This window comes from Lewinella sp. LCG006 (assembly GCF_040784935.1).
Classification (GTDB): Bacteria; Bacteroidota; Bacteroidia; order Chitinophagales; family Saprospiraceae; genus Lewinella.
Genome location: NZ_CP160680.1, coordinates 5,496,137 through 5,520,138, shown reverse-complemented (window position 1 = coordinate 5,520,138; position 24,002 = coordinate 5,496,137). Strand labels below are relative to the sequence as shown.

At 41.0% G+C, this 24,002-nt stretch carries 24 protein-coding genes; 15 read left to right on the top strand and 9 right to left on the bottom strand.

Annotated elements, in window-relative coordinates; genetic code table 11:
- Nucleotides 1-98: 98 nt before the first annotated feature.
- Together AB0L18_RS20000 and AB0L18_RS19995 are read left to right on the top strand one after the other, a co-directional pair.
- Nucleotides 99-395 (top strand): hypothetical protein, encoded by a 297-nt coding sequence (locus AB0L18_RS20000; RefSeq protein ID WP_367389093.1) that lies wholly within the window; start codon nt 99-101, stop codon nt 393-395.
- A gap of 110 nt (nt 396-505) precedes the next feature.
- Nucleotides 506-838 carry a DUF3768 domain-containing protein gene (locus AB0L18_RS19995; protein WP_367389092.1) on the top strand — a complete coding sequence of 111 codons (333 nt, stop codon included), beginning with the start codon at nt 506-508 and terminating at the stop codon, nt 836-838.
- 75 nt (nt 839-913) lie between these two features.
- On the opposite strand, the gene AB0L18_RS19990 is transcribed toward AB0L18_RS19995, so the two are convergent.
- Together AB0L18_RS19990 and mobF are read right to left on the bottom strand one after the other, a co-directional pair.
- A complete protein-coding gene (locus tag AB0L18_RS19990; RefSeq protein WP_367389091.1) occupies nt 914-1,279 on the bottom strand; it encodes a hypothetical protein in 366 nt (121 codons plus the stop codon).
- Complete coding sequence (gene mobF, locus AB0L18_RS19985; protein ID WP_367389090.1) at nt 1,218-4,070, bottom strand: MobF family relaxase; 2,853 nt, start codon at nt 4,068-4,070, stop codon at nt 1,218-1,220. Before mobF ends, AB0L18_RS19990 begins: the two co-directional genes overlap by 62 nt.
- A 333-nt stretch (nt 4,071-4,403) precedes the next feature.
- Between mobF and AB0L18_RS19980 the strand changes: the two genes are divergently transcribed.
- On the top strand, nt 4,404-4,772 hold the full coding sequence (locus AB0L18_RS19980; RefSeq protein ID WP_367389089.1) for a hypothetical protein: 369 nt from the start codon (nt 4,404-4,406) through the stop codon (nt 4,770-4,772).
- On the opposite strand, the gene AB0L18_RS19975 is transcribed toward AB0L18_RS19980, so the two are convergent.
- Nucleotides 4,756-6,261: a hypothetical protein gene (locus AB0L18_RS19975; protein ID WP_367389088.1), complete on the bottom strand. Its 1,506-nt coding sequence runs from the start codon at nt 6,259-6,261 to the stop codon at nt 4,756-4,758. The two genes, AB0L18_RS19980 and AB0L18_RS19975, sit on opposite strands and share 17 nt — an antisense overlap.
- A 175-nt stretch (nt 6,262-6,436) precedes the next feature.
- On the opposite strand from AB0L18_RS19975, the gene AB0L18_RS19970 reads away from it, so the two are divergent.
- Nucleotides 6,437-6,760 (top strand): hypothetical protein, encoded by a 324-nt coding sequence (locus AB0L18_RS19970; protein ID WP_367389087.1) that lies wholly within the window; start codon nt 6,437-6,439, stop codon nt 6,758-6,760.
- Between the two features lie 145 nt (nt 6,761-6,905).
- Here the strand turns inward: AB0L18_RS19970 and AB0L18_RS19965 are convergent, their stop codons facing one another.
- Nucleotides 6,906-7,232, bottom strand: a complete 327-nt coding sequence (locus AB0L18_RS19965; RefSeq protein WP_367389086.1) for a hypothetical protein — start codon at nt 7,230-7,232, stop codon at nt 6,906-6,908.
- 54 nt (nt 7,233-7,286) lie between these two features.
- Here AB0L18_RS19965 and AB0L18_RS19960 point away from each other — a divergent pair, with 54 nt between their 5' ends.
- The 7 genes from AB0L18_RS19960 to AB0L18_RS19930 all read left to right on the top strand — a co-directional run bounded on the left by AB0L18_RS19960 (nt 7,287) and on the right by AB0L18_RS19930 (nt 15,440).
- On the top strand, nt 7,287-8,066 hold the full coding sequence (locus AB0L18_RS19960; protein WP_367389085.1) for a hypothetical protein: 780 nt from the start codon (nt 7,287-7,289) through the stop codon (nt 8,064-8,066).
- A 134-nt stretch (nt 8,067-8,200) separates the two neighbouring features.
- Nucleotides 8,201-9,898 carry a type IV secretory system conjugative DNA transfer family protein gene (locus AB0L18_RS19955; RefSeq protein WP_367389084.1) on the top strand — a complete coding sequence of 566 codons (1,698 nt, stop codon included), beginning with the start codon at nt 8,201-8,203 and terminating at the stop codon, nt 9,896-9,898.
- On the top strand, nt 9,895-11,487 hold the full coding sequence (locus AB0L18_RS19950; RefSeq protein WP_367389083.1) for an SH3 domain-containing protein: 1,593 nt from the start codon (nt 9,895-9,897) through the stop codon (nt 11,485-11,487). The genes AB0L18_RS19955 and AB0L18_RS19950 overlap by 4 nt, the downstream gene beginning before the upstream one ends.
- A 15-nt stretch (nt 11,488-11,502) precedes the next feature.
- Complete coding sequence (locus AB0L18_RS19945; protein ID WP_367389082.1) at nt 11,503-13,908, top strand: zinc-dependent metalloprotease; 2,406 nt, start codon at nt 11,503-11,505, stop codon at nt 13,906-13,908.
- 223 nt (nt 13,909-14,131) lie between these two features.
- Complete coding sequence (locus tag AB0L18_RS19940; protein ID WP_367389081.1) at nt 14,132-14,494, top strand: DUF6876 family protein; 363 nt, start codon at nt 14,132-14,134, stop codon at nt 14,492-14,494.
- A 71-nt stretch (nt 14,495-14,565) separates the two neighbouring features.
- Nucleotides 14,566-15,123, top strand: coding sequence for a hypothetical protein (locus AB0L18_RS19935; RefSeq protein WP_367389080.1), 558 nt, complete (start codon nt 14,566-14,568; stop codon nt 15,121-15,123).
- A gap of 80 nt (nt 15,124-15,203) precedes the next feature.
- A complete protein-coding gene (locus tag AB0L18_RS19930; protein ID WP_367389079.1) occupies nt 15,204-15,440 on the top strand; it encodes a hypothetical protein in 237 nt (78 codons plus the stop codon).
- A 90-nt stretch (nt 15,441-15,530) separates the two neighbouring features.
- Here the strand turns inward: AB0L18_RS19930 and AB0L18_RS19925 are convergent, their stop codons facing one another.
- From AB0L18_RS19925 to AB0L18_RS19915, 3 genes are all read right to left on the bottom strand, one after another.
- Complete coding sequence (locus AB0L18_RS19925; protein WP_367389078.1) at nt 15,531-16,022, bottom strand: hypothetical protein; 492 nt, start codon at nt 16,020-16,022, stop codon at nt 15,531-15,533.
- Between the two features lie 98 nt (nt 16,023-16,120).
- The gene (locus AB0L18_RS19920) at nt 16,121-16,345 is read right to left on the bottom strand and encodes a DUF2188 domain-containing protein (RefSeq protein WP_367389077.1); all 225 of its coding nucleotides are present in this window, start codon (nt 16,343-16,345) and stop codon (nt 16,121-16,123) included.
- 146 nt (nt 16,346-16,491) lie between these two features.
- Nucleotides 16,492-16,830, bottom strand: coding sequence for a YegP family protein (locus AB0L18_RS19915; protein ID WP_367389076.1), 339 nt, complete (start codon nt 16,828-16,830; stop codon nt 16,492-16,494).
- A gap of 161 nt (nt 16,831-16,991) precedes the next feature.
- Between AB0L18_RS19915 and AB0L18_RS19910 the strand changes: the two genes are divergently transcribed.
- Nucleotides 16,992-17,552 (top strand): RNA polymerase sigma factor, encoded by a 561-nt coding sequence (locus tag AB0L18_RS19910; protein WP_367389075.1) that lies wholly within the window; start codon nt 16,992-16,994, stop codon nt 17,550-17,552.
- A gap of 127 nt (nt 17,553-17,679) precedes the next feature.
- The gene (locus tag AB0L18_RS19905) at nt 17,680-18,039 is read left to right on the top strand and encodes a hypothetical protein (protein WP_367389074.1); all 360 of its coding nucleotides are present in this window, start codon (nt 17,680-17,682) and stop codon (nt 18,037-18,039) included.
- A 425-nt stretch (nt 18,040-18,464) separates the two neighbouring features.
- Here AB0L18_RS19905 and AB0L18_RS19900 read toward each other — a convergent pair whose 3' ends face one another.
- Entirely contained in the window at nt 18,465-20,420 is a 1,956-nt protein-coding gene (locus tag AB0L18_RS19900; RefSeq protein WP_367389073.1) for a gliding motility-associated C-terminal domain-containing protein, read from the bottom strand.
- 193 nt (nt 20,421-20,613) lie between these two features.
- Here AB0L18_RS19900 and AB0L18_RS19895 point away from each other — a divergent pair, with 193 nt between their 5' ends.
- Both AB0L18_RS19895 and AB0L18_RS19890 read left to right on the top strand, forming a co-directional pair.
- A complete protein-coding gene (locus tag AB0L18_RS19895) occupies nt 20,614-21,468 on the top strand; it encodes an FkbM family methyltransferase (protein WP_367389072.1) in 855 nt (284 codons plus the stop codon).
- Between the two features lie 34 nt (nt 21,469-21,502).
- Nucleotides 21,503-22,753 carry a glycosyltransferase family 87 protein gene (locus AB0L18_RS19890; RefSeq protein WP_367389071.1) on the top strand — a complete coding sequence of 417 codons (1,251 nt, stop codon included), beginning with the start codon at nt 21,503-21,505 and terminating at the stop codon, nt 22,751-22,753.
- Nucleotides 22,754-22,803: 50 nt separating this feature from the next.
- Here AB0L18_RS19890 and AB0L18_RS19885 read toward each other — a convergent pair whose 3' ends face one another.
- Nucleotides 22,804-23,994, bottom strand: a complete 1,191-nt coding sequence (locus AB0L18_RS19885) for a M43 family zinc metalloprotease (RefSeq protein ID WP_367389070.1) — start codon at nt 23,992-23,994, stop codon at nt 22,804-22,806.
- Between the last annotated feature and the right edge of the window lie 8 nt (nt 23,995-24,002).

Here is a 24,002-nt window from a genome sequence, read left to right as displayed (position 1 = left end):
AATTACCATGCTCTAAATTAGATGAGGACAGCTGTTCATAAGCACACAAATCACATTCAAAATTAGCCAATTAAGTACAAGAGAAAACATCAAAACTAATGAATGATCAAATCAATATATCGGTAATTCTGGCTATCTTATTCTTTATCGTACCAATAGGCTACAATATTTGGAATAGGCAAGAAGTGCATTTATCTGCTCTGATAAGGATTGTGCTCGTTTCAATGACTCTACCAGACTTACTTCTATGCCTATATTATCTAGTGACAGATGGGGCGAAAGCAGTTGAAATGAGGGAGGTTACACAATATCTTACCATGGCTGTTCTGGTGATCATGTATCTATCCTTTCAGGAAATCAAGGAAGTCTTTGGCAAAAGAAAAGATACTTCATAACCCCTCACAACTAATTCGGAAGTTAGTCTCCAGTTGAGAACAAAACTAGTCTTGCATAACCATTGATTCTGATCTAGTTTGGGTAACTAAGTGTCACCACGGAGGGGTAATTGACAGCACGCGCTGATAAAATCGCAAAACTGAACGACGAATTCCGGCAATCCGTTCAACCAGGAAGTCATATCTACATGACACAAGGGATACAGGCTTTATTGCCAGAAGATCGTCTCGCGATCTTGGGCTTGCTACGCACCTTTAATGACTTCAGCGAAGACAATGATCCCTATGGAGAACATGACTTTGGTGCAATCGAACACAATGACGACCGTGTATTTTGGAAGATCGACTACTACGATAAGTCATTACAGTATAGAAGCGAAGACCCCACCGACCCTGAGGTTACTGCGCGGGTTATGACGATTATGTTAGCGCACGAATATTGAGGCTCCTTACTTCTCTCGGTCTTTAATCTCAATCTCCTTTACAAAGACCTTTTCACTCTTTACATCGAACGACTGCTAGCTCTCACTAATCCATTTGACCTGACTATCATACAATCGATTTTCCAGCTCGTCTAACCCTCGCCCGTGAATAACAATCACTTTTTCGGATGTAAAAACAGTCAGTGTCCCTTGAACGTCAAATTCTGTGCGAAGCAAGTAAGCATACGGGAAAGTACAGCGATTACCATTCTTAAAGACAAGTTTGAGTTTCGGGGCGAGTTCACCCTTGGGAACAAGTTCGTAGCAGCCATGCAAAAGACCGGGGTCTTCGTTTTCATTCACTGAACGAAGGGACTGACTCATTCCAGGAAAGTGGAAATCAGAGGTCGATGGAAATATCTTGTCGGCTTCTTGGCTGAGGGACTGGGAATTCAGGCTCATAGGCTTTCTCTTTTGCTGGTTTGGAATAGGTATGCTTTAGATAAGACTCGTATTGATGCAGGCGCTGCCATTGCAGATACGTTGGTATTTGTGCCTTTTGATCAGCAAGAAGCTCCGTCGCGCTAAGGCGATCTGCTCCTTGGCTGGCAGCCCATTTCAAGGCTTGCTTATCATCGGTGTAAATGCGGCAGCTCTTCACGCCGCGCGAGACACTCACGTAGAACTGCTTTTCGTTTGACGCAGGGAAAGAGGTTGAGCTTTGAGCAATCAAAACATCATGCGCGTCCTTGCCCTGGGAGGCGTGGGATGTACGGTAATAGCCTTGCGTGAAACTCCCGTAATCCTTCGGTAGGATTATGCCGTTGGACAGCTCGATATCGCCATCAGGTGTAAATCCTTTTACGGTATGACCCTCGCCATTATTGAGGGCTTGTCCTTCACGGGCTTGACCATTTCCAGTTATGCGGATCAAGTCTCCTTGGGCAAGCTGGATTTCCTCTTCCTGGCAGACTTGATAACGATTACCCGCCATAAAGGGCAGGGGGGTGTTTTTTTGTGTTGCCTGATCCGCAACCATGACGGTACCGTCTTTATCGACGCTACTGACATTGTAGATGCCTCCAGCTTTAAATCCTTGATAGTTGCGGTGAAACTTAATCCTCATGCCCTCCTGGTAATTCAGGTGATCCTGCTTTTCCGCTTCCGTGAAGGATAGATTGCGCAGTACGTTCAATTTACGTTCCTCTCCTTGCACAATACCTTCCTCCTTCAAACGGGTTCTAATTGCCGTGGTGATGGCGCGACCTTCCGCGTGAGTAGGGGACACCACAATGGCAGAGCGGGGTACCTGTTTTCCGTTTCCTTCCCTGACAGCAGGAGCTTTGATGGATCGCAGATAGTCGCTCGCAATGCGTTCATGCCGCTCTGTGTGATCTTCAATTTCAACGACGCTACCCATTTGATCCAATCGATCAAAGCCTTGTTCATATTCACCATCTGCGAGTAACCCCACCGCTTCTTTGTAGGCGGATTTGTCTTGCTGGCGAACGATTTCATTTACGCGTGCCACAGGGACTTGCGTATGCTGCTCAAGCAAACGGAGTGAATCTCCCGATTCTACCGAACTATGCTGCTTCCAATCTCCAGATAGGATCACCCTTGCGTTTTGCGTTTTCGCGATCTGAAAAACACCATTCATGGTTTGGTTACCCACCATACCGGCTTCGTCAATAAGAATGACTTGATCACGCAGTCGTTCTTGCAATTGCTGGTCGTCCAAGAGTTTCTTAATGGTATCTGCCTCTTCAAACCCTTTGTCGCGCAACACACCACGCGAAGCATCTGCCGAAGGGGCAAAGGCATAGAGTTTTCGTCCACTGGCTTCTACTCCAGCCTTCACCTCTTTCATCAGGGTCGTCTTACCCACGCCGGCACCTCCTGAAATTATCATGACCTGATCTTCAGAAGTGAGGGTGTGTTGTACCGCATAGCGCTGACCTTCATTAAGAAAGTCTTGTTGCAGCTCATAGTCCGCATTAATCGGCTCAAATTGAGCACGGGTAGAAACCGCAAAGGCTTTCATTTCCTCTTCTGCCCGGAGCGCTTCCTTGGTGGTGAGATAGGTGTCAGAATTCTTAGACCCCGTGAAAACTTCTTGCCCTTTGCGGCTATCAAGTTCCGCTTGGATAGCATCAGGCGTTAAACGATCTACCCCTAGCTTCAGAGCATACCCGAGTACTTGCTTTTCCGTTACAGCACTCTTACGCTCCATATAATGCTGTAAGGCCAGATCAATCGCCAGCCTTGGCGAAAGCCCACCCCCACCCGCATCACTTTTCTTTTCAACAGCAAGGCCGTTTACGGCCTCTTTTTTCCCTTTGGCACTGTGTATAGTAAAGCGTTCTTGCAAGGTTAATCTTCCTTGCCAATGCTGTGTTTGTTCGGTCTGAGAAACACTCCAGTTTTTATTGTGGCGCGTTTTTGCACCGAGCGTGGCTTTATCTTCTGCCCAGGTAAGACCTCTCTTTTCAGCAGCTTGCTCAATTTCTCTGGTACGGTTAGAATATTTTTGAATGGTATTTTGCGAAATACCCTCAATTTCAAAACTCCCGCGTGTACGGCGGACCCGATAACCAGCTTGTTGTAACTCTTGTGCAAGATGGCAATGGTAGAGGGCTTGGTAGTAGGGAGCATTCTTTTTAATGTTACCGATTTCAATCGCTTGATAGCAATGTCGTTCCTCATTCCACGTGGCGTTCATAACAAAGCAATGGGTATGCAAATGCGGGTCAGGGACGAACTTCGTCTCTTCATTAACTTCGTGCTCTACCGGTCGGGTGACATCATGTTCAAAGGCGGCGTATAGCAGATTTCCCGTCGTGTGATAGTGCTTGTTTTTCCCTTGTCCCATTTGGGTTTGCATATTGTGTTCTACTGCCTGCATAGCTCTTGAAATTGCAGTTTGGTGCGCTTTGCGGATCGCGTCATCACCAGTCATGGCTTCTAATATACTGACCGACTTCGGAGCATTAAATGTGAAGTCGTATCCCGCTCGCCGATTGGCCGCATCACGGGCTGTAATCTTGCTATTGGTGAAGGGGTGCCGGTTGCTGACGAGCCTTTCAAAGTGTTCCGCCACTACTGTCGGGGGGAGAGAAAAACGCTCGGCTAATGCTCCATGCCAAACACCAAGGACTTGGGATCGTTCGGAGTAATAGTCCTGTTGAGACAGGGAATCTCTGAAATAGTTCACAGCAGATTTCCCCCCTTTGCTGACAGTAATACGAAGCATACGAAAATGGCTTTAGTCGATGTCAATAATGGTATCGTTGAGTTCAAATGAAATACGCAGTAACTACTGAGTAAGGCGACCGGATGATTAAGCGAAGCCGTGGAAACAAACAGGCTGAAGCATCAAATCAGGTCACAATGAAGATTTGAACTTAACGATCAATGGCAGTAAAAATGAAGTGCAGACGTCTCGTCTAAGCCAAATCTTAAGACAAGGATAGGGGGGTATTTTTGCGAATACAACCTTTAGTGGAGAGGGGTGATGAGTTTTCCAGAGTTTTCTTGTTGACGTATAAGACAGAACCTGATAGAAAGCCTTTAGGAGCAAAAGAATATGAAAAATAATAATGGATTTAGACTTAGTAAAGAGTTTGAAAGAAAGGTCAATCGTTTTGCTACAGGCGACCTGAATATTATCAGAATTTGTGACTCTATTGATGATGTTAAAACCCCTAATATGCATACCTATTACAGAGAGCTTTTTAAATTCCAACCACGTTGGCACGCACTAAACCAAATGTATGACACAATGGAATTTGGAGTAGTAGCTTTTGAAAAAATCTATCATAGCGATTTTCCAGAGAAGCCTGAGGAGGTACCAGCTCAATTAAATGTAGGGTTTCCTGATGCAGAGATATCATTCTCTCCAAAGTACAGTGCATATATCATTGACCAGAGGAAGGATCCTACTCCGATTCTGTAATATTATTGTAGTGATCTATGTTCTTAGCTAAATGGGTAATGACAAAATCATCCTTCAGATAATTTATTGCATCCTTCAATTCCTTATATTCCCAAAAAAAGCAAACATGTTGAGGCCACTGACTTGTGAAAATCTGAGGAATAAATGAGGTATCGTCTGAATAAAAGCCAAAGGAATATTTCCCTTGCTCGGCTGCGATTGTAATTTCGGATACAGAAATAGATCCATTATTATAGAAAAGCCCAATAAATATATCTGCTTCTAATATTTTGTCGCTAATGAAATGAAATCTATCTGAGGTTTGTGTTGAAGGCTTTTTAAGACAATATTCCATAATTTCCAAGGGATACTTTTCTTCCCAGTGATCCTTCAATTCGGTTAAGGCCGAATGGTATATTTTATATTCATCTTCTGGCAAGCTGTATCTAGGAAATGAAATATATACTTGGAATTTTTTGGTTAGGCGGATATCTTTACTATAAAATCTGTTTTTCTTTTCTCTCTGAACAACTTGTTCTAAATCATCCAACGTATATGTGCCACGCGTTGAAATTTCTCTATAGTTGTCCCTTTGAAATCTTAAATATCTTTTATACGAATTTGGTAGTCTATGAAAATCTGGGTCACCTTCATGGTAAATCTTCGGTTCGTATCCTTCTGGCGATTGACAATCTACTGCCTGAAGCTCCATGATAAGGCGAATATTATGCAACCCAAAGCCGCCATTTCCTACATTGAGGTATTCTCCTAGGGTAACTTCGGGTATGTTATCTCCCCCATGAACGTATTGTTTAAGATGCAGCCATCTTCTACCATTTGCCCTGGTTGTCATATTGTAGTTCAAAACCATTTCACCTTTATCAAAAGCAACACTTCCAAAAAAATCATCCAATTTAGGATTGGAAGGTGAATACGTATTAACTTTTTCGGGGGAATCTCCAATATGAATAACGGTTCTTATTATTTGCCCATATCTTCTACCGTAAGGATAGTAAAAGTAAGCATACCAAAGCGTATTTAGATATTGTTTGATATTTCCATTATGTCTTGTAATCTTTCCCTTATCCCCATCTAAATGAGAGCTATCTTCGATTTTTATGTCAGGAAAGATTTTTGCTAGTACAGACTTTCCTTTAGAAAGTATAGTGAAGAATTTTTCCTCTGGCAAATTATAGCCATAGGGAATATTTTGATTGAGTACAGTATCGTTAACAATCTCACTTACTTCGCCCCAGGTTTCAAACTGCTTTTTTGAGAAAAATCTTACGATTTTATCTAGCGTAGTGCGGGCTACTCGAACCTCCTCCATATGTACACCACAATATTTCCCGAGAGTTACTGGATCGACTCTGGCAGATTCAGCAGCATTTATTACGTGCTCCTTAGTTAGAGGCTTATCAAAAGGAATTGAATAGTACTTGCGAATAAAACCACTAATAACGTATGCATCTAAGGCATTTATAGTGTACCGACCAGTGTCTTTTGCCATTGCAGAGTTTTTCCTAAAAGTAGAAAAAGTACAGATAAACTTCAGCTTTTAATAAAAAATAGCCGAAAAACTAATCATGTTTTTATAATGCACCGAAAAACAAAATCATCATCTTCGCATGAGACATTTAACAAAGGATTTATTGGGCATTATTAGAGTTTAAAAAATTCTTGCCATGAAATTATTGCTTGCTATGTTCATTCTAGGCTTTGCTTTCGCCATCGTAATTACTTGGTCCATTGGAAAAGTTCTCCTGAACATATGGATTCGTTGGGGCTTGCGATCTGTAATGTACCACCCAACAGTTTTAAGCGAGCATCGAGATGTTACTACAGGAAAGCAACCAAAGAATACGCTTGCAAAAACGCTGATCCTTTATACAGCAATTGTCTTAATTCTATTAAAGAGTGTCATTTCACTATTGGGAAGCCTTCAACTTGGAGAATATGAAAATTCAATCGGAAGAGTCAGAAATAAAGATTTATGCCAGACAGGCTAAAGAGGCTAATGAAATAATCTTAGACCTAGTACAAGAATAATTTTGAATTCTCTTGCCATCCTAATAACAACAAATTAATAACCACCAAAACATTACCTCACCAATGGACAGATACCACGACCACAGAAAATCCCTACTCATAAAATTAGTGTGTTTCCACACTAACAGATTCTGCTTCCATAAGTTCTTTTTCGTATTCAAAATCCCGATCAATCAAAAGGAGATAAACCTTGACCCAGTAATCTCTAGCCTCAGGTCGAAGTTTTCTTTTGGTCATTCTTTCGTAGGCTAGAAGGTCACGAATAAGGCCTTCATTTGCCGCTATTGGCAAGATTTGAGGTTTATACCTTCTGGTATAATCTGTAATGATACTGGCCGCTTCTTCCGCGAATTCTGGAAGCGCTCTAGGTTCAGACATCCTTCTACGGTCTTTTTCAGGAGTCTGGTAAGTATAGGTTTCATAATCGATCATTGTACATAACCTTTCTCTTTAGATTATCTCATAACCTTTAAAACTATTGCAAGTATGGACAAGGAAGCTTTCGAAGAAGAGTATAGCAGGTATACGGATTACCTTGATCAATGCAGGACGAGCATGATTGAAGATGCACGAAAATCTCATCCCGATGTCATTGAAGCCAATAAGACATATTCGAGCAGAATAACAGAATTGGACAGGAACTGGGCGATGGTTCCTATATATGACCCAGAAAAGCACAAACATCAGAGGAATGACCTTCTTGAAAGTCGAAACCAAGTTGAAAACGATGCAATTCGCGAAGCCTTCACCAACGTCAAGGAAGAAGCGCTTGAAAACTACTTCTACAGGGAACCTGCTCTTCAAGAGGAGGCAAGGAAACGTGTGGATACTTCCCCGAAGTATCAATGGCTAAAACAGCAAGAGCAACAGCCCCAAGTTGGACAAAATCAAGAAAATACAATCCAACAGGAATTCACACAGGAGGCAGGGACTCCTATTCCGTCTGCCCAACAACAATTTCAAGCTCAAAGAGGAGAGGCAAAGGCAGGAATAGATGGGAAAGAGGACATACAGACGAAAGGCGAGTTTCAGGATCGAGAAGCCAAAGCTGCCGAAAAAATTACCGACATAGACAAGTTTCCAGGGTACGGGGCACCATCGACGGTTAAAGAACCAGAAGGGGGGAGAGAAACACTAGAAACCACGCTTGAGTTAGATAGCTCTGACTACCCTGGCTATGGCAGCACGTATGCTTCTGAAACAAGCTCGCCCCCGCAAAAAGGTATTACCTATACACCGCCTAAAGACGGACCAACAATGGAATAACTAATCTAGCCTTGCTGTGGAAGCCTGAGTAATCAGCAGCATTTCACAGGACACATTCAATCACTATTCACCGGATATTTCACACTAATCAGTACGCTGATTAGCTGGAAGTTCTATCGCAAAACTCAATACTTATGAAAGACAAAAATGAACGCTCACGCAATCGTATGGATCGCAAAATACCGGACTATGAGTCAAATGAGGAGGGGAATGGCTCTGAAAACCAAGAGCCGCTTTCCATTAACGAGCTGTATCAGCGGATGCAGGGCGAAGACTCATCACGCCCAACACCATCTGGTGGGATTACCGATTGGAGTAATCGGATTACTGATCTCGACACACCTCTTCTACGGTTTAATATTGAGGGTAACTTAACCTACGATCTAGAAAATCTTTGGCGCTTGCGTGATGCTGTGCGTGGCGTACAAATTTTTGGTGGTATTGGTTCCGGTAAAAGCTCAGGTAGTGGCCGGACATTAGCTCTCACTTTTCTAAAAAGCGGTTTTGGAGGGATTGTACTCACCGGTAAAATCGACGAAGTAAACGAATGGAAGAGATATGCCTTTCTTACGGGTCGATTAGATGACTTGGTCATATTTGAAGCAGGGAAGGATTTTAGCTTTAATCCACTTCAATATGAGAACACCCGAAACAAGGACAAACAAGCAGAAACCTTGAATCTCGTAAATCTTATAATGAGTATTTACGAAATGGGGCAAAGTTTCTCTGGCGGCGGAGGGGCTAATAGCGAACGTTTCTGGGATAATGCACTTCGACGCTGTATTAGTAATGTGATTGATTTGCTCAAACTAGCCGAAGAAGAGATAAGCATTTTCAATATGCGCAAATTATTGATTGCTTTACTTTCTGGGCAAGAGGCTCAAGATTATGTTCAGCTACAACGTAGTTTATCTGACAAGCATTTATCAGAAGAACAACAAACTGAGAATCGCACAAGAATCGCTGCTTGGGTCAACCATAACTATTGTCTTACGTGCCTAACAAAAGCCTACAGAAGGAAGAAGTCTGACGAAGAGCAAGAACTTTATGGATTCGTACAAGACTATTTCTTGATTACCTACCCACGCATAGCAGATAAGACCAAAGCTATTGTTGAAGAATCTTTCTTTGGTTTAGTTGAGCCTTTTATGCGGGGCATTTTACGCAAACATTTTACCGAGGGGCTTAGCCAAAGATTAAGACCTGAGCAAACATATACCGCCGGAAAAATCATAATTATCAATTTCCCCGTCAAGGAATATTTGATAGCGGGGGTCTATGCACAAGCCATTTACAAGAAACTGTGGCAGGAAGCAATCGAACGTCGTGATGTAAAGGAACACCCACTTCCAGTTTTCATGTGGATTGATGAGGCACAATACTTCCTTAATGAGCACGATGCCCGCTTTCAAACCACTGCACGCTCCTCGCGAGCTTGTACGGTGCTGATCACACAAAATATTTCGAACTATTACGCTGCCATTGGTGGGACGAACCCCAAGGATAAAGTCAACTCCCTTTTGGGAAACCTAGCCACCAAAATTTTTCACGGCAATAACGATTCCGTAACGAACAACTGGGCTGCTGAAACTATCGGAAAGACTTTCCGCACGAGCACCAGTACCAATACAAATGCGGAGAGTGTGTCTGGCTCCACCACCATGAGCGAGTCTCTCCATTACCAAATTGAACCTCAGCAGTTCACCATCCTGAAAGGTGGCGGCGAAGAGAACCGCTGCCAAGTAGAAGGTATCATTACTGTAGCTGGTAAGCTATGGAGTAACGGGAAAAATTTCATTAAAACTGAATTCGATCAAAACTTCAAAATATGAAACCGCAACAATCCAATTACGCCTACGGGAGCATCTCTTCTTCTGCAACAAGAGGAGCAGAATCTCGCTACACATTTCTAGGGCTCATTAACCTTTTTATAGTCAAACTTCTAAGCGCAATACCGTTGAGCATAAGGATTTTCCTGCGTAAGCGGATTGGAAGTATGACTTTTTCGCTAGTGGGACTCCTATTTGCAGCACTATGGATTCGCTTTATCCTAGATGGAACTTACCAAATGCACGAACTTACACCACCCGAAACATTTTGGTATGAATATTTCAATAAAGGTAACGGAATAAGATACTATTTCGCCCTTGCCGTCTGGTATGTAGGTGTGTTTTTCATTCAATTTGGAGGGGTGATTGTTAATTTTATTCCTCCTAGTATCGCAGATGGAGTGGATTCTATAAGTGAGGTATTCTCCAACTTTCCCTTTTTCCTTAGCTCGGGGGTTATTATTTTGGGTTTCTGGCGATACTGGCAAATCCGAAGAATGCACGCCAAGCGACAAATATTCGATCCAATGAGTCGTGGGGAAAGCGTGGTTTTTGAACCTCTCCTTATATTGATTCAACCTCGAAATAGAAATCTCACTTTGATGTTTATCGAGGTAACGCTACTTCTGTTCTTAGCGATTATTTTCTACATATGGAGCTTCAATAATCCTGAATGGTTGAATTACGCAGTGCTTACAGTACTTGGTGCCATTGGGCTTGCTATTGAAGAATGGATAAGTCAGCATCAACTCGAAAAAGAATTAGAATTTCGCTTTGCTAATGAGTTGAAAGCAGTAGACCTACAAAATGCCTATCAACAATATAAGCGGGAAATATTGGATACTTCTGCGACAGTGTCTTTTGTGGCATTTACCACCCTTTCAGTCCCTTCTTCGCGACTATCGCGAGCTTATTCAAAAACATATGATTTTCAATTATGGCGTAAATACCTACCCGTTTCCAGGAACAAGAAATGGATTTTTGGAGCCGGAGCTTTCCTCTTTATCCTAACACTTACCAGCATTTTTGCTTTCACTAGTAATGATGAAATAGAAGAAGTTGGGATTATAAAGACCCTCAATCTGACCGTGCGCCAAAAACCTTCTTTGTCCGCCAAGTCAATTGGTACGATTCCTCAGGGGGTAGTTGTAAAAATCTACGATTGCTATTCTTCCGATAGCGATAACCGATACTGGTGTAAAATAAGCTATAATGATAAAGTAGGCTACGTTACTCAAATGGGTAGCAGTGGAAACTACTATATGTGGACGTTGCCAATTTCACTCTACGAATTTTCTTTCAACAACCTTCCTTACGAAGACAAGGTCATCACTAAAGAAGGTGGTCATTTAAATCTTCGATCATCGCCTGCACTGAATGCTCCTATCATTCAAAAAATTGCTAATGACGAAACAGTGACCGTCATAGATATGGCAAGCGCGCCAGAGTTCATGACGGTTGGTGATGAATTAATATTTGGAAGTTGGTGCTTGATAGAATACCAAGGACAGCAAGGCTATTGCTTTTCGTGGTACTTGAATGAAGTACGCATTCCTAACCTGAGACCTGCTATTGAGGGACCTCTTGAATAACAAATAGTACATACTATGAAAAAGCTATTATACCTTCTTATGCTGTGTAGTGTGTCCTCTTGTGTAAATGAGAACAAGCAAAATACAAATAATGCTTCTTCGATCTTATTTCAGGCTGAGCGCAAGGGCAGCAAAATATTTTTCAATATTCCCGATTCCTTACTAGGCAGGGATATGTTATTGATATCGCGTTTTGCAGGCATCCCAGAAAACTTCGACGCACGACAAGTCGCCGGATCAAAACTTGTTGAATGCTTGGTTTATTGGGAAAAACAAGAAGAAACGCTTATTCTTCGTGCAAGAAATGCGGAAAGTATTAGTAATCCTAATGACCCTCTCCATCTTGCCATTGAAGTAAACAGTCTGCCTCCTGTGGTTGAAAGGTTTGAAATCAAGAACTTCCTTCCAGGAGGGGATAGTCATAAAATTGATGTTTCTGATTTTTTCACTCATTCAGCTTCCTTATTGTCTAGTTGGGATAATCATCTTGCTGGGAAATATGACAAGGATCATTTTGACAAGTCTCGAAGTTGGCTAGAAGCCTTTAATGCTTTCCCAGAAAACATCGAACTACGTTACATGAAAACTTATAACGTTGGCCGGACACCCAATGCAGATGGAACCGCTAGTATGAGTTTTTTGATGAACTATTCTTTAGTCTTACTACCAAAGAGGCCTATGATCCCAAGGGTTCATGATCCACGTGTTGGGTGGTTCACAATCAATAAAAAAATCTATTCGTCTGATATTGCTGGCGTACAAAACCATAAGTATATCAAGCGATGGAATTTAGTTCCATGCGATATGGAAGCTTACCAAAACGGGGAATTAACCGAACCAGTAAAACCCATTACTTTTTACATTGATCCAGCAACACCAGTAAAGTGGCGGCCCTACTTTAAAAAAGGCGTGGAGATGTGGAATAGTTGCTTTGAAACAGCTGGATTTAGAAATGCCATCTTTGCCAAAGAAGCACCAGAAAGCGATAACTTTAATCTTGAGGATGCAAGATATAGTGTAATTCGTTATGTAACCAATGAAACGCGTAATGCAATGGGACCAAGTGTGAGCGATCCCAGAAGCGGTGAAATTATTGAAAGTGATATCATCTGGTATCACAATGTTTTCGATTACTTACGAAATCGCTATTTGATTGAAACGGGTGCAAGCAACCCAATGGCTTCCCAACTTTTCTTGCCAGACTCGGTGATGGGGCAGCTTGTAAGCTATGTTATCGCTCATGAGGTAGGACATGCTCTTGGCCTCTCCCATAACATGAAGGCCAGTTCGATCTACCCTACCGATTCTTTACGATCTGCCTCGTTTACTAAAAAGTTTGGTATCACACCTACCCTGATGGACTATGCCCGATTTAATTACGTCGCTCAGCAAGCTGATGAAGGCGTAGAATATATTGCGACCATTGGGCCATATGATCATACGGCCATTAATTGGGGTTATCGTTATGCCCCAGATTATAATCCCCTTGTTTCAGATACGATTCTTCGTGGTGGTGACTTCGCGTATCAATACAGTAATGAGTCGATCAATTTTGATCCTACCACTCAGACCGAATGTCTAGGCGATGATAATATCAAAGCATCCAGCTATGCACTGGCAAATTTAAGGAAAGTGGCAGACAGCCTTTCTGTTTGGGCAAGTGCTGATGGGGCGGAAACCAAGCATCTCATTGGTTTGCACGAGGATTTTTTGACAATGTGGTATCGCTATCAAATGCATGTACTACAAAACATAGGTGGCGTTTACGAAAACCAAAAGCTTCCAACGGAAGAAGGAACGGTATATGGCTACGTACCAAAAGCGACGCAACAACGTGCCTTAACCTTTTTACTTGAATATACCTTCTGTAATCAGCAGTGGCCTGTACCGGATGCGGTTCAACAAAGAGCTTATCCTTATGCATCACAAGAATTAGTACTAATAAGACAAAGGCACTTATTGGAAAAACTGCTACATCCAAACCGTTTGTCAAGAATGCTGGAGCATCAAATGCGCTACAGAGGCTCTGCCTATTCGCCAAAGGACATGTTGGAAGACCTGACGGAAGGTTTACTCTTTGAACCTAAAAGTCCTATAAATGAAAATCATGCACTAGGAGTATTACAACACCACTACCTATTGTGTCTGAGTGCACTGTATCAGCTCAACAACATCAATGGCTATAATCAAAGTCAGTACTCAGAACTTTCATTTTTGGCGTATGCAGAACTACAAAGAATCAATACACATTTAACAAATCAGCAAGCGGCCTTTCTCGAAGTAAATGGCCAGAAAGGCTGGCATAGAAAGTTCCTTGTCAATATTCTGGAAAAGTCACTTAAGGGGGAATTGTATGATTTACCAATTTTGGTTTCTAATCTGGCGGATGATTTTTCAGACCAACCAGGATGTTTTCGATAAAACTTCAAACAGGGGTTTTAGAATTAAATAAGCAAATTAGTTTAAACGTATCAGCTAAGGGGTGTTCCCCCCTGGCGCACGCAAGGCATCCAAACGTATCCCTAAAGGGAGCCCTCATTCGGAGCCTCCTTGCGTTTACCTCCCCCCCGTTCGACCACGTGGCAGGGGTGCAAGCAAGCAGTGCTGTTTGCACCCCAACACTAAAAGAAAAGGAGAATGGGAAATGACCGATCTACAGGAAGAACTTAAGCAATTTACAGGCGGAACAGAACACTGGTACCGCCACCACATGAATAGAAAGGTAACCTACACAGATGGGGTCAAGTACCTCGCAGAAAAGGCGGGAGCCTACTGGCTGGTGGATGATATTTGTGCAGCTTATCAGATAGATACAGAAGTAAGATCAGTGCCTTTCCAAGTTTGGAAACTTGAGGTTAATCAAGATGATCACACTGCCGTATTAAGGTTGGAAGATGGTAATGACAATCTCGTTAAGTCCTATGACATCACATTTACCGACTTCCCACTAACGGAAATCATACTTTGGTTTACAGACAACACATTACTGTTGCCTTGTGAATATTAACGATACCGAGAAGGGAAGGGACTTTATGTCTCTTTTCTTTCTTTTCAGCAGCGCTAAAAAGGAGATAAATAATGAGAAATGGAATAGTACTATGGGGATGCCATCCCCGCTATGCACATGGGCTATGGATCAAGCTAGCCTTTGGTCATAATAAAAAGGAATTTGCTTACCGCGAAAAGCTTGGTTTTGAACTGAGCTATTTACCAGTTGGGCAGAATCCAAATAAAAATAACGGCTACGAACCAGGCCATCCTTGGTATTACTTCTTAGGTGGTACGGTACGAACACCGCGCCAAATTATGGAAGCTGTGCAAAACAGTGGCTATTTAGGATATGATGTGGAGCGTATCGAAAAGGCCGATGCTAGGATGGAACCACAACACTCGGAAGCTTTACGGCAGTTGAAAACAGAAGCTTTGGATGCCTACAAAAAAGACCTCGCACGCTACCGTGAATTGGCTTTCCAGTTGTCTCAAAAGCGCAAAAACGAAAGGACTGCTGAACAGGGCAGGGCATGTGAGGATATTCATGTCAATCTAAGCCTAAAGCATAATCACCTTTACAATCGTTTTGCTCATTTAATTCAGTTGGAGGAGCGGCTTCAGCGACAGTTAGATTTGTTTGGATAATATGAAATTCGACTCGATTTACGCTAGGAATATCTCTAAACTCCAGAGAGGAAATATTTACAAATAAATTGGATAGAATAATGTCAGAATACTCTAGTCAACTGTCTTTAAAGGATGCGATCCAGTTAGTGAAAGAGTTTCCGAATACATCTCTTCGTTCTACCTACATAGACGAAGATCATGGAAAAATGCCTGTCGAGTATGACACCCTCCAAGAAGCGGTAGAAGACCCCGACCGCTATGGCAGTGTTTGGCTGTATCCACCTTCAGGAGCAATGCATCAGCTATATCCTGATGTTGTCGTTTTTGAACCTTAAGGTGAGGTAATCTCTATTTCTCTAGCTGAACTCACCTTCTAGCACCGATAGCGCAAAAAAGTCAATAAAATGGATTGTTTCTCTTTTCCCTCACGAAGCGATCGCTCGTACAAATCCAATTACAAGGCTAATCCCTAAAAGCCCACCAACCCATTTTGTTACGTCTTCCGAGTGATTGCGATTATGGCAAGCCCTGTTGGTATAGGTCTGGCAATTATTCAAAAGAACATCATACGAAATTCCCGCTTTAGCATCTCTAAGGGCAATACTCAGCACCATTGATGGATTATTGGTACAACGACCTTCATGCCAATAGACTTGCTGTCCTAATGCATAGTCCTGATAGGTGGAGATATAGGGGAATCCAACGCGGTAATGATTATGCAAGATAAGAGGTTCACGGGTATAGTAATCTACGCCTAGATAGATACCAGTATGCTGCACTTTGCTTAGTGTGTTGATTTTGGTTCGGCGCACTACTCTACCAGAGTGCTCATTACGTTGTATCCAAAGTATCTGATTACCTGGATAATCAACACGAATAAGGCCATTTGGCAGAAAAGAATAATGAAGGATTTTCATTTTTAAAATTTTAATCAAGTGAACGAAGAGAGCCGATATCTCATTACCAGAATTATCTGGGGTTATAGAGAATCGGCTCTTTATAATTGGGTAGGGTGTTAACCCCTCGGTGGATAGGGATCGTTTCCGTAGCTGTTACGCTCACGAATTCTCCCATTTCGCCCATGAATAAGCAGTTCTGATTGCTGATTCTGTGCAATTTGTTTTGCATGGGCTATTGCATCTGCCTGTGTTGCGTGTACTTTCGTAGCACGTTCATTTCCTGCCCCTTTCGTCGCCCACCCTTCTTGGTGTGGGACAACATGTTGATTCTTCTTGCTCATAGATTAATAATTTTTAATATAACGAAATCGGTTATTTAAGAAATAACATTCTGACTTTTTAAAAAGTTCCAGAATGATTACTCCATAGAGGCCCTCTCTATGTGAGTGATAAAACAAGGCGACTCCTTCACCAACATGAAATGTGGCTACGTCAAATCTTCCGTTGGTGCACCAGGGGCATCCCGCTTCACAGCAGCAATACCGTTTTCACGCCCAGCAGTGCTATTATACATTTCACTAATGCCCAGTGGTTCGCCGTTTCCAGCTTTGAGAATAAAGTAATATTTCCCATTCGTTGCAGTATGTCGCCCGTAACGGCTGTCAATCGGCGCATTTTCTTTTACTGAGCCAATACCTTTCTGACATCCTTGCTTCGAAGCGTAGCCTTCGCTACTGCGCAGAATAATCTCGCCGTTTTTGGCTCGTAAGCGGAACCGGAACTCGCTAGCACTGTCTTTAAATAACTGAAATTTTGGATTCTCCATCTCGAATGATTTTAAAATTAAATGTTTATATTACGATGAATTTCCACCGTTCAGTTATATAGACTCTTTTAGTCAATAAATGTGACCATGAAAAAAAATATGTATAATTAGGTCACAAATAGCTTAAGAAGCAGACTATAGAAGTATAAAACTTAGTAACTATGAGGGCGCAAGAGCCATTACAAACACCATTGCCTCCCCCAAGTCAGGAGAATTTTCAGCAAGTAGTAGAAGCAATTTCTCGTTTGCAGCCTGAATTGGTTAACCGATTCAAGTCACATGATTTCTTAGATTCCGAAGATCTTGCGCAAGACGTTATCATCCGCGTAATTCTTGGAGCCAGAAAACAATTCATTCGAGATCCAGATGCTTTTATCTATCGTGTGACTTTGAATGTTTGTGTAGATGCCCAGAAAGTTCGTAGTAAACTCAGAAAACGACAGTCATCATTAGAGATTGATGATTGTATTGAGCGCCTATCGGAAGATCCTTTTCTTGTTAAACAGCAAGCAGAAGATCGCGAGGCACAGTTTACGCTATTAACCCATGTTTTAGAAGAAGAGACGAAGCCGGATCATGCCCGTCTCTTACGAATGCGTTTTTGGGACAAAATGAGTTATAAGGAGATCGAGACCCATTTAGGATATTCCGCGGTTGCGTTACGGAAAGCAAACTCCAGGGCACTCAAAGCGTTACGGAAACAACTTCCTCCTAAAGAATAATTTTATCAACCCTCTACATTGATCCTATTTGCATGCCTCTCTTTGCCCAATGAAAGAACGCTTTTATTGGTTATAATCCCTTGATTATGTCAGTAATCTATTCCATGATTTTAAAAACCCTTCCGCTATGCCTCCAAGTGCACACCGTGAAACTCTCAATTACGAAGAGCGGGATGCCGTCATTTCTCTTATGCTAAAACATTTGAGAAATGAACTACCGCCATCAGACTACCACAGAGTATCACACATCATTGCCAATTGTGAAGCCTGTCAGTTACTCTATGCAGATATGCAGGACTTTTTTGACACATCAAATGCTGTAGTATGCGAAACCATACATAAGGAAGAGATTGAACGTAATCGTACTTTCTTGTCCCAACAAGTATCAAAGCAACATGTTTTACGGCCAAAAGCATCAGTAACATTTCAACCTTATTTTGAACCCTTTGACTTGATAGATGAAGGTTGCTTTTGTTGCGGTTCCTGATTTTTCATTTTAACAGCAGATAAAACAAAAATATAAACGACTTTGGGATGTAGTTCTCAAAGTCGTTTTTTTATGTCTGAATCCGCAGTTCTTATCGAGAAGCATATTTCTAATATTAGAAAATTAATGAGGATGAGTTTTGGGAGTAGGTTTTTCGGTATGGCACGTATTTTTACGTTAGAGTAATCAATTATACCGTATTCCTGCGTTTTTCAATTATTATTGGCGGCTTTTTTACTCAGCTTTCGCCTTCTACCCAGTATAAAGCGAAAGGTACTATCCTTTCACCCACTGATACCCCCGCTGCCGTTTGCTCATCTACCATTTAGTTGTAGATATAGCTTCCTGCTAGATAATTGCGAGAGGCACCATACAGGTTGTTTGCCCAAGTGGAACCTCATAACGCCCACACTAGAAGTCTATTATCATCGAATGAGTGTTACATCGCCTGACATCGTGTAGTTTTTTCCGTTAATATCAAAAATTGCTTGCCATAAATAGATGCCTACCGCTGTTTGCTGCCCTTTAGAAGAACCATCCCAACCTGCTGACGGGGTATTGGTGTAGCTGTTGGTATGTTCAAAGACTAAACCTCCCCATCGGTCAAATACCGAAAAATTAGTAAGCTTTAGCGGTACTTTTGTTTGGAGATAGAAATAGTCATTAACGCCATCTCTATTTGGCGAAAAAGCATTAGGCGCGAAAAAAGGAAACTCGACGGTAATTTGCAATTCATCTTCAGCAACACAGCCTTCCGTATCCATAACGCTGACCGTAACTAGTAAGCTTTGCTCTGGGGTCAGCGTTAATGAAGCACAATCTTCCAGACAGGAAATGAACAAAGAGTCATTCAGAAACCAGGAATAAGAGGTGATCGGTTGCGAATTATTTGTTGCTGCCTCCAACTCAATGGAATTGCCAATCGTAATGTTTATGTCTTCTCCTAAATTAGTAGTGAGGTCTACTTCTTCTACTACTATATCAAATTCTCTAGATTCACAATCATCGCTGACCGTCAAATGGTAGATCCCGGGATTATTGACTTCACGAGTTGGCGTTGTGAGCCCATCCATCCATTGAAAGGTAAAGCCATCTGGAAATTGATCTCCAAGTGGGTTCAGCACGAGTAGAGAATCAGGGCATAAGTTAAAATTAGTCTCTACGTTCGGTAAATTATCCCTAGATAGAATGTAAAAAGAAGTGGGATCATCAGCGTATTCATACGTTTTAGGGTCATCTGACCGTACTAGACCTTCGGGATGGGCTGGTGTGTCAGTAATACCACTCAGTGTGGCCTGAACTTGCTGCATACCTGTTGCCGCAGATTCGGTAATGATCAAACCAAGAATAATACTATCAATGCCAAATGGAGGATCAAAATTATCAATCCTTAAAATGTTTGTACCTATACCACTAATTTCCCCAGGATAGGGATTGTACAGAATTTCCTCAATAACTACTCCTGACGGGAAGGTATCCGTCAAAGTAAGGTTACCCCAAGATTGCGTGATAGATCGATTGACAACCTTAATAACAGATTTTCTCGCAGTACATTGAAAAAGAGAGTCTTCTTGCATTGACTGACTGACATAAAGATCAAAATCCTGACAAGTACAACCATCAATATACTGCCAAGTTTCCACAGATGCTATCTCAGAAGCCACTTCGAAATACTGATTTGTATAGGGATGGTAAAACCCCATAACAGGAGTAGTTTCAGCTGAAGTAAGTCCTACTAATATTTCGTTTCCGATAAACCCTATACTATTAATTCCAATAAATTCTGTATTTGAAGCAAAACTATACCCATCCTCAATATTTCCTGTTTCAGGATCAATATTCCAAAACTCACTTAAATCATGATAATATCCATGCAATCGACCATCTTTAGGATTCATTGCGATGTCTCCAAATCCAGGAGGAAGGGCAGGAAGAACTGGGATAAACGACGGTGCTGCTTCAAAATCAGTAAGATCAATGGAGATGATATTATTACCATGGGGTAAGAGAAGATGATCGTCATCAAAAGATATTGTTCCTGACACAAGAAATCCAACGACATTTTCTATTGTATCTAATATCTCGAATTCTCCAAAGGGAGACAAACGGAATATTCTAGGTAGTCCTGGTAGATTATTATCTATTCCGTAAATACAATTATCTATCCTTCGATATCCAATGCAGTCAACTCTTCCAAAATTAGGTAAAGGCAGTCGATCCAAAACAATCTCTTCGTCTTCCGGTTGGGTATAACTTCTATAGAAATCTCCTCCAGTAACGATAATCAAGCTACCATCACATGTCCATAAAGGGTCTTGAGCTTGCAGTATATTTTGCGAAAGGAAACAGAAATAGCAAAGTGAGAGTAGGAAGTGCTTCATGCGCGTAAGAATCAGAAAGGTGAATTGTTAATATATAGAGTAAAACTAAAAGGGAATAGTTACTTATTAAACGGTAGGCTACTGTAAAAGTTGTTTAATTCTATTGTATCTTTACTTTACCAATCTAGGTTGCTTCATTAAAATTATTGACTTGCAACGGAGTCTTTATTTTTTATTAAACACAAGTGTATAGATGATTAGTTTCATAAAAAGAAAGTTGGAACGGGCTAAGCTTAAGAGAACATTCCAAGAATATGGATATAACTTAAAGGAATTTTCCCTGAAAGATTATGGTAATGTCCAGTATGCTCAATGGTTACATCCTTTTGAGAGTGAGAAAGAAATAACTCAGGCTCAAATCGATTTCTACGCACAATTTATACAGAAAGGCGACTTTCTCATTGATATAGGTGCTCATACAGGAGATACAACGGTTCCAATGGCTGTCGCGACAGGTAAACAAGGAAAAATTCTTGCATTGGAACCTAACCCCTATGTATTTAAGATTCTTGAGAAAAATTCGACTCTTAATAAAGATGCTGGTAGTATTATTCCTTTGCGGAAAGCAGCAACACTAGAAGAAGGAGCCTTTATTTTCAACTACTCTGATGCTTCTTTTTGCAATGGTGGTTATCTGGAAAAAATCAAGAACAACAGGCACAATCACAATTATTCCCTTGAAGTTGAGGGGATAAACCTACAAGAATATTTACTTACGAACCATCGTGAAGATCTTAATCGATTATCGCTTCTTAAAGTAGATGCGGAAGGATACGACAAGGAAATTCTGAAGACTATTCCGCGGATTCTTGAAGAATATCAACCAGTTATTCTTGTCGAATGCTATAAACGCTTGGATGAAGATGAGCGTATTGATCTTTACAGAACAATCACTTCTCTTGGTTACCAATTATTTAAGATAGCAAGTTTTAAGCGCGATACATCATACCTTCCTTTAACAGAAAACAAAATGAATGACGAAAGACACTTTGAGATGCTTGCTATTCCAAGTGGAAAAGAGCAGCTCTTAAGACGACTAGCTCGTTAACTTCCTTTTCATCACTATTTTAAGCTATTTTATATTGTTACCTCATCTACAAGTTGTCTTCCGTAAAGCAAACCCAAGATGGATATATGCTTTGCTTCTAGCTAGTTGGCTGATTTTTTGCTATATCAAAGCCTTAAAAGGAGGTGATTTTGATGTCTACCTTGACGCTGCAAACAAATTAATGGAGGGAAAAAACATTTATGCCCCTCCTTTTGCAAAAGGGTTACAATATTATTATAGCGTCGCTTTTGCTCTGGTGCTTAGTTTATTTCTATCTATTCCGGTCATAGGTAAATTTTTGTGGTTAGTTTTTTCGACTTGGTGCATTTATCGTAGTTGGTGTATTATGCAATTCTTTGTTGAGGCGAAAGGTCAACTTACAAAGCAACACTACCTAATTTGGAAGATTATCATAATTGTTATTTCTGCCCGTTTTATTTTGTACAATTTTTTAGCGGTACAACTGACACTTTTTTTATTATGGGCTGCTTTAGAGGCAGTTTATCAATCATATAAAGGGAGACAATTTTATGGAGGATTGATTTTAGGTATAGCGATAAATATAAAATTACTTCCGTTGGTAATTTTACCTTATCTTTTATTTAGATCATATTATGTCGCGTTTTTTTCTACCATATTCATGGTGTTATTGCTACTATTTGCTCCTGCTCTTTGGATCGGTACTCAAGAAAATTACTTTCTTTTAACAGAGTGGGGACACATTATTAATCCCATCTCTCCTGATAATAGCCTCAAGGGTAATAAATTAATGCACAGTCTTGCTGCTGTGATTCCCGCTTATTTCATGGAATCTATAGATGGTTTTTCAGGGAAACGCCAAATCTTTGATTTTTCTCCAGAAACGGTAAAGACGCTTATTCAGATAATACGTGCCTGTTTAATCCTTCTTACACTCTATTTTCTTCGTTGGTGGCCGTTTTGCAAGGCCCAGTCTAAATCATATATTTGGTGGGAATTGTCTTATATATTGTTAATTGTCCCGCTTATCTTTCCCCATCAACAAAAGTATTCTTTTTGGTTCATGATGCCATGCATCTGTTACCTTACCTTCCAGTTTTTTCGAAAAGATAACTCTTTCTCCTATTATGCTAAAGTCATTTTTATACTCTTACTCTTGCTTATATCACCTGTAATAGGAAGAGATGTTTTAGGGGACCATCTTTATGATTTATTTCAGTTTTATAAGATTTTGTCTCTAGTTGCATTCTCCTTTATTTTTTTTCTTGTAGGTTATCCTCCACCCAAGGCAAACGCAGAAGAATAGAGAAAAATAGGCAAACCTGATCCGATCTCGACCACAATCCGTTTCTTTTTTTATAATCGAATTAACTTTCCCGCATAATGAGCGGTGTGTTCTGAATCTTCTATAATTAAAGTAAGTAGACCTCTTGGTAACTCCATCGTACACAACTCAGAACGATTTCTAGCGGGTGAAACAGAAATTTCGGTTACCTTCTTGCCTGATAAATCGTAAATAAGAATTGATTTAATAAAAACACCCTCTTTTAAAATCATCAATGACCAATCGATACTGAAATAATCCATAGCAGGATTGGGATAAACACTAATGGTATGGTTGCTGAGTATAGGTAGTTCTTCAGAGAAATTTTGTTCTCCATATGTAGTTAATGAGGTACGGATATTTTGTAATACATGACGCATCACAGCTACTTGTCCTTGGGTAAATAAAGCCATACAGCAATCTGGAGTATAATCCATAAAATTCCAATAGATAGGATCATCTGTCTCACAGCCCATATTTTCTTGAGGAGGACAGCCCTTGTGTCCGGAAGATTGTATGGGGGTATCAATAATACCATCATCTTCACTGCATTCTCCAGATAAATGTCCCCATGGGTGAAGTAATCCTAAATAATGGCCAATTTCATGAACTAAGCTTCTTCCTAATATAAACGGAGCTGGAGAAAGACCAAATGCTCTACTATTGATTACAACACCATCCGAAACAAGACCAATATCATTGGGCGAGGATGAAAAACCAAGTATCCCATCATAAGAATCAGGAAAGTCCATAACCCAAATATTTAAATAGTGAATTCCTGGCCATGGATCATGCCCCCCTCTATTTGTAAAAAAAACATCTTCTAGAGGGTTGTTACCATCATAGTCCGTTGTTCTCGTTATCCCGCTTGAAGGAAGCCCGTCAGGAGTTTCTCTGGCTAAATAAAACACGATATTGGCATTGCCGATAGTGTTTTTTATCAGCGTGGGTAATCCACTCCACTCGTTGTTTTTTAAGTTATAATCCCGATTAAGAGCAGATATTTGATTAATGACTTGCCTATCTGATAGAAAAGGCTGTACTTGGGATTTTTGCTCTATAATATGAACGACAATAGCTACATAGAGAGGGGAGGGAGTACGGGATTTGGAGGGAATTATACGAGAGGGATAATAGTCACTGGTATAGGTACATGTTTGTCCTATAGTAAAAGAAGAAGAAAGAAAAATCATAGCCAGCGAAAGCAAAAATTTAGGTGACATGGAAATAA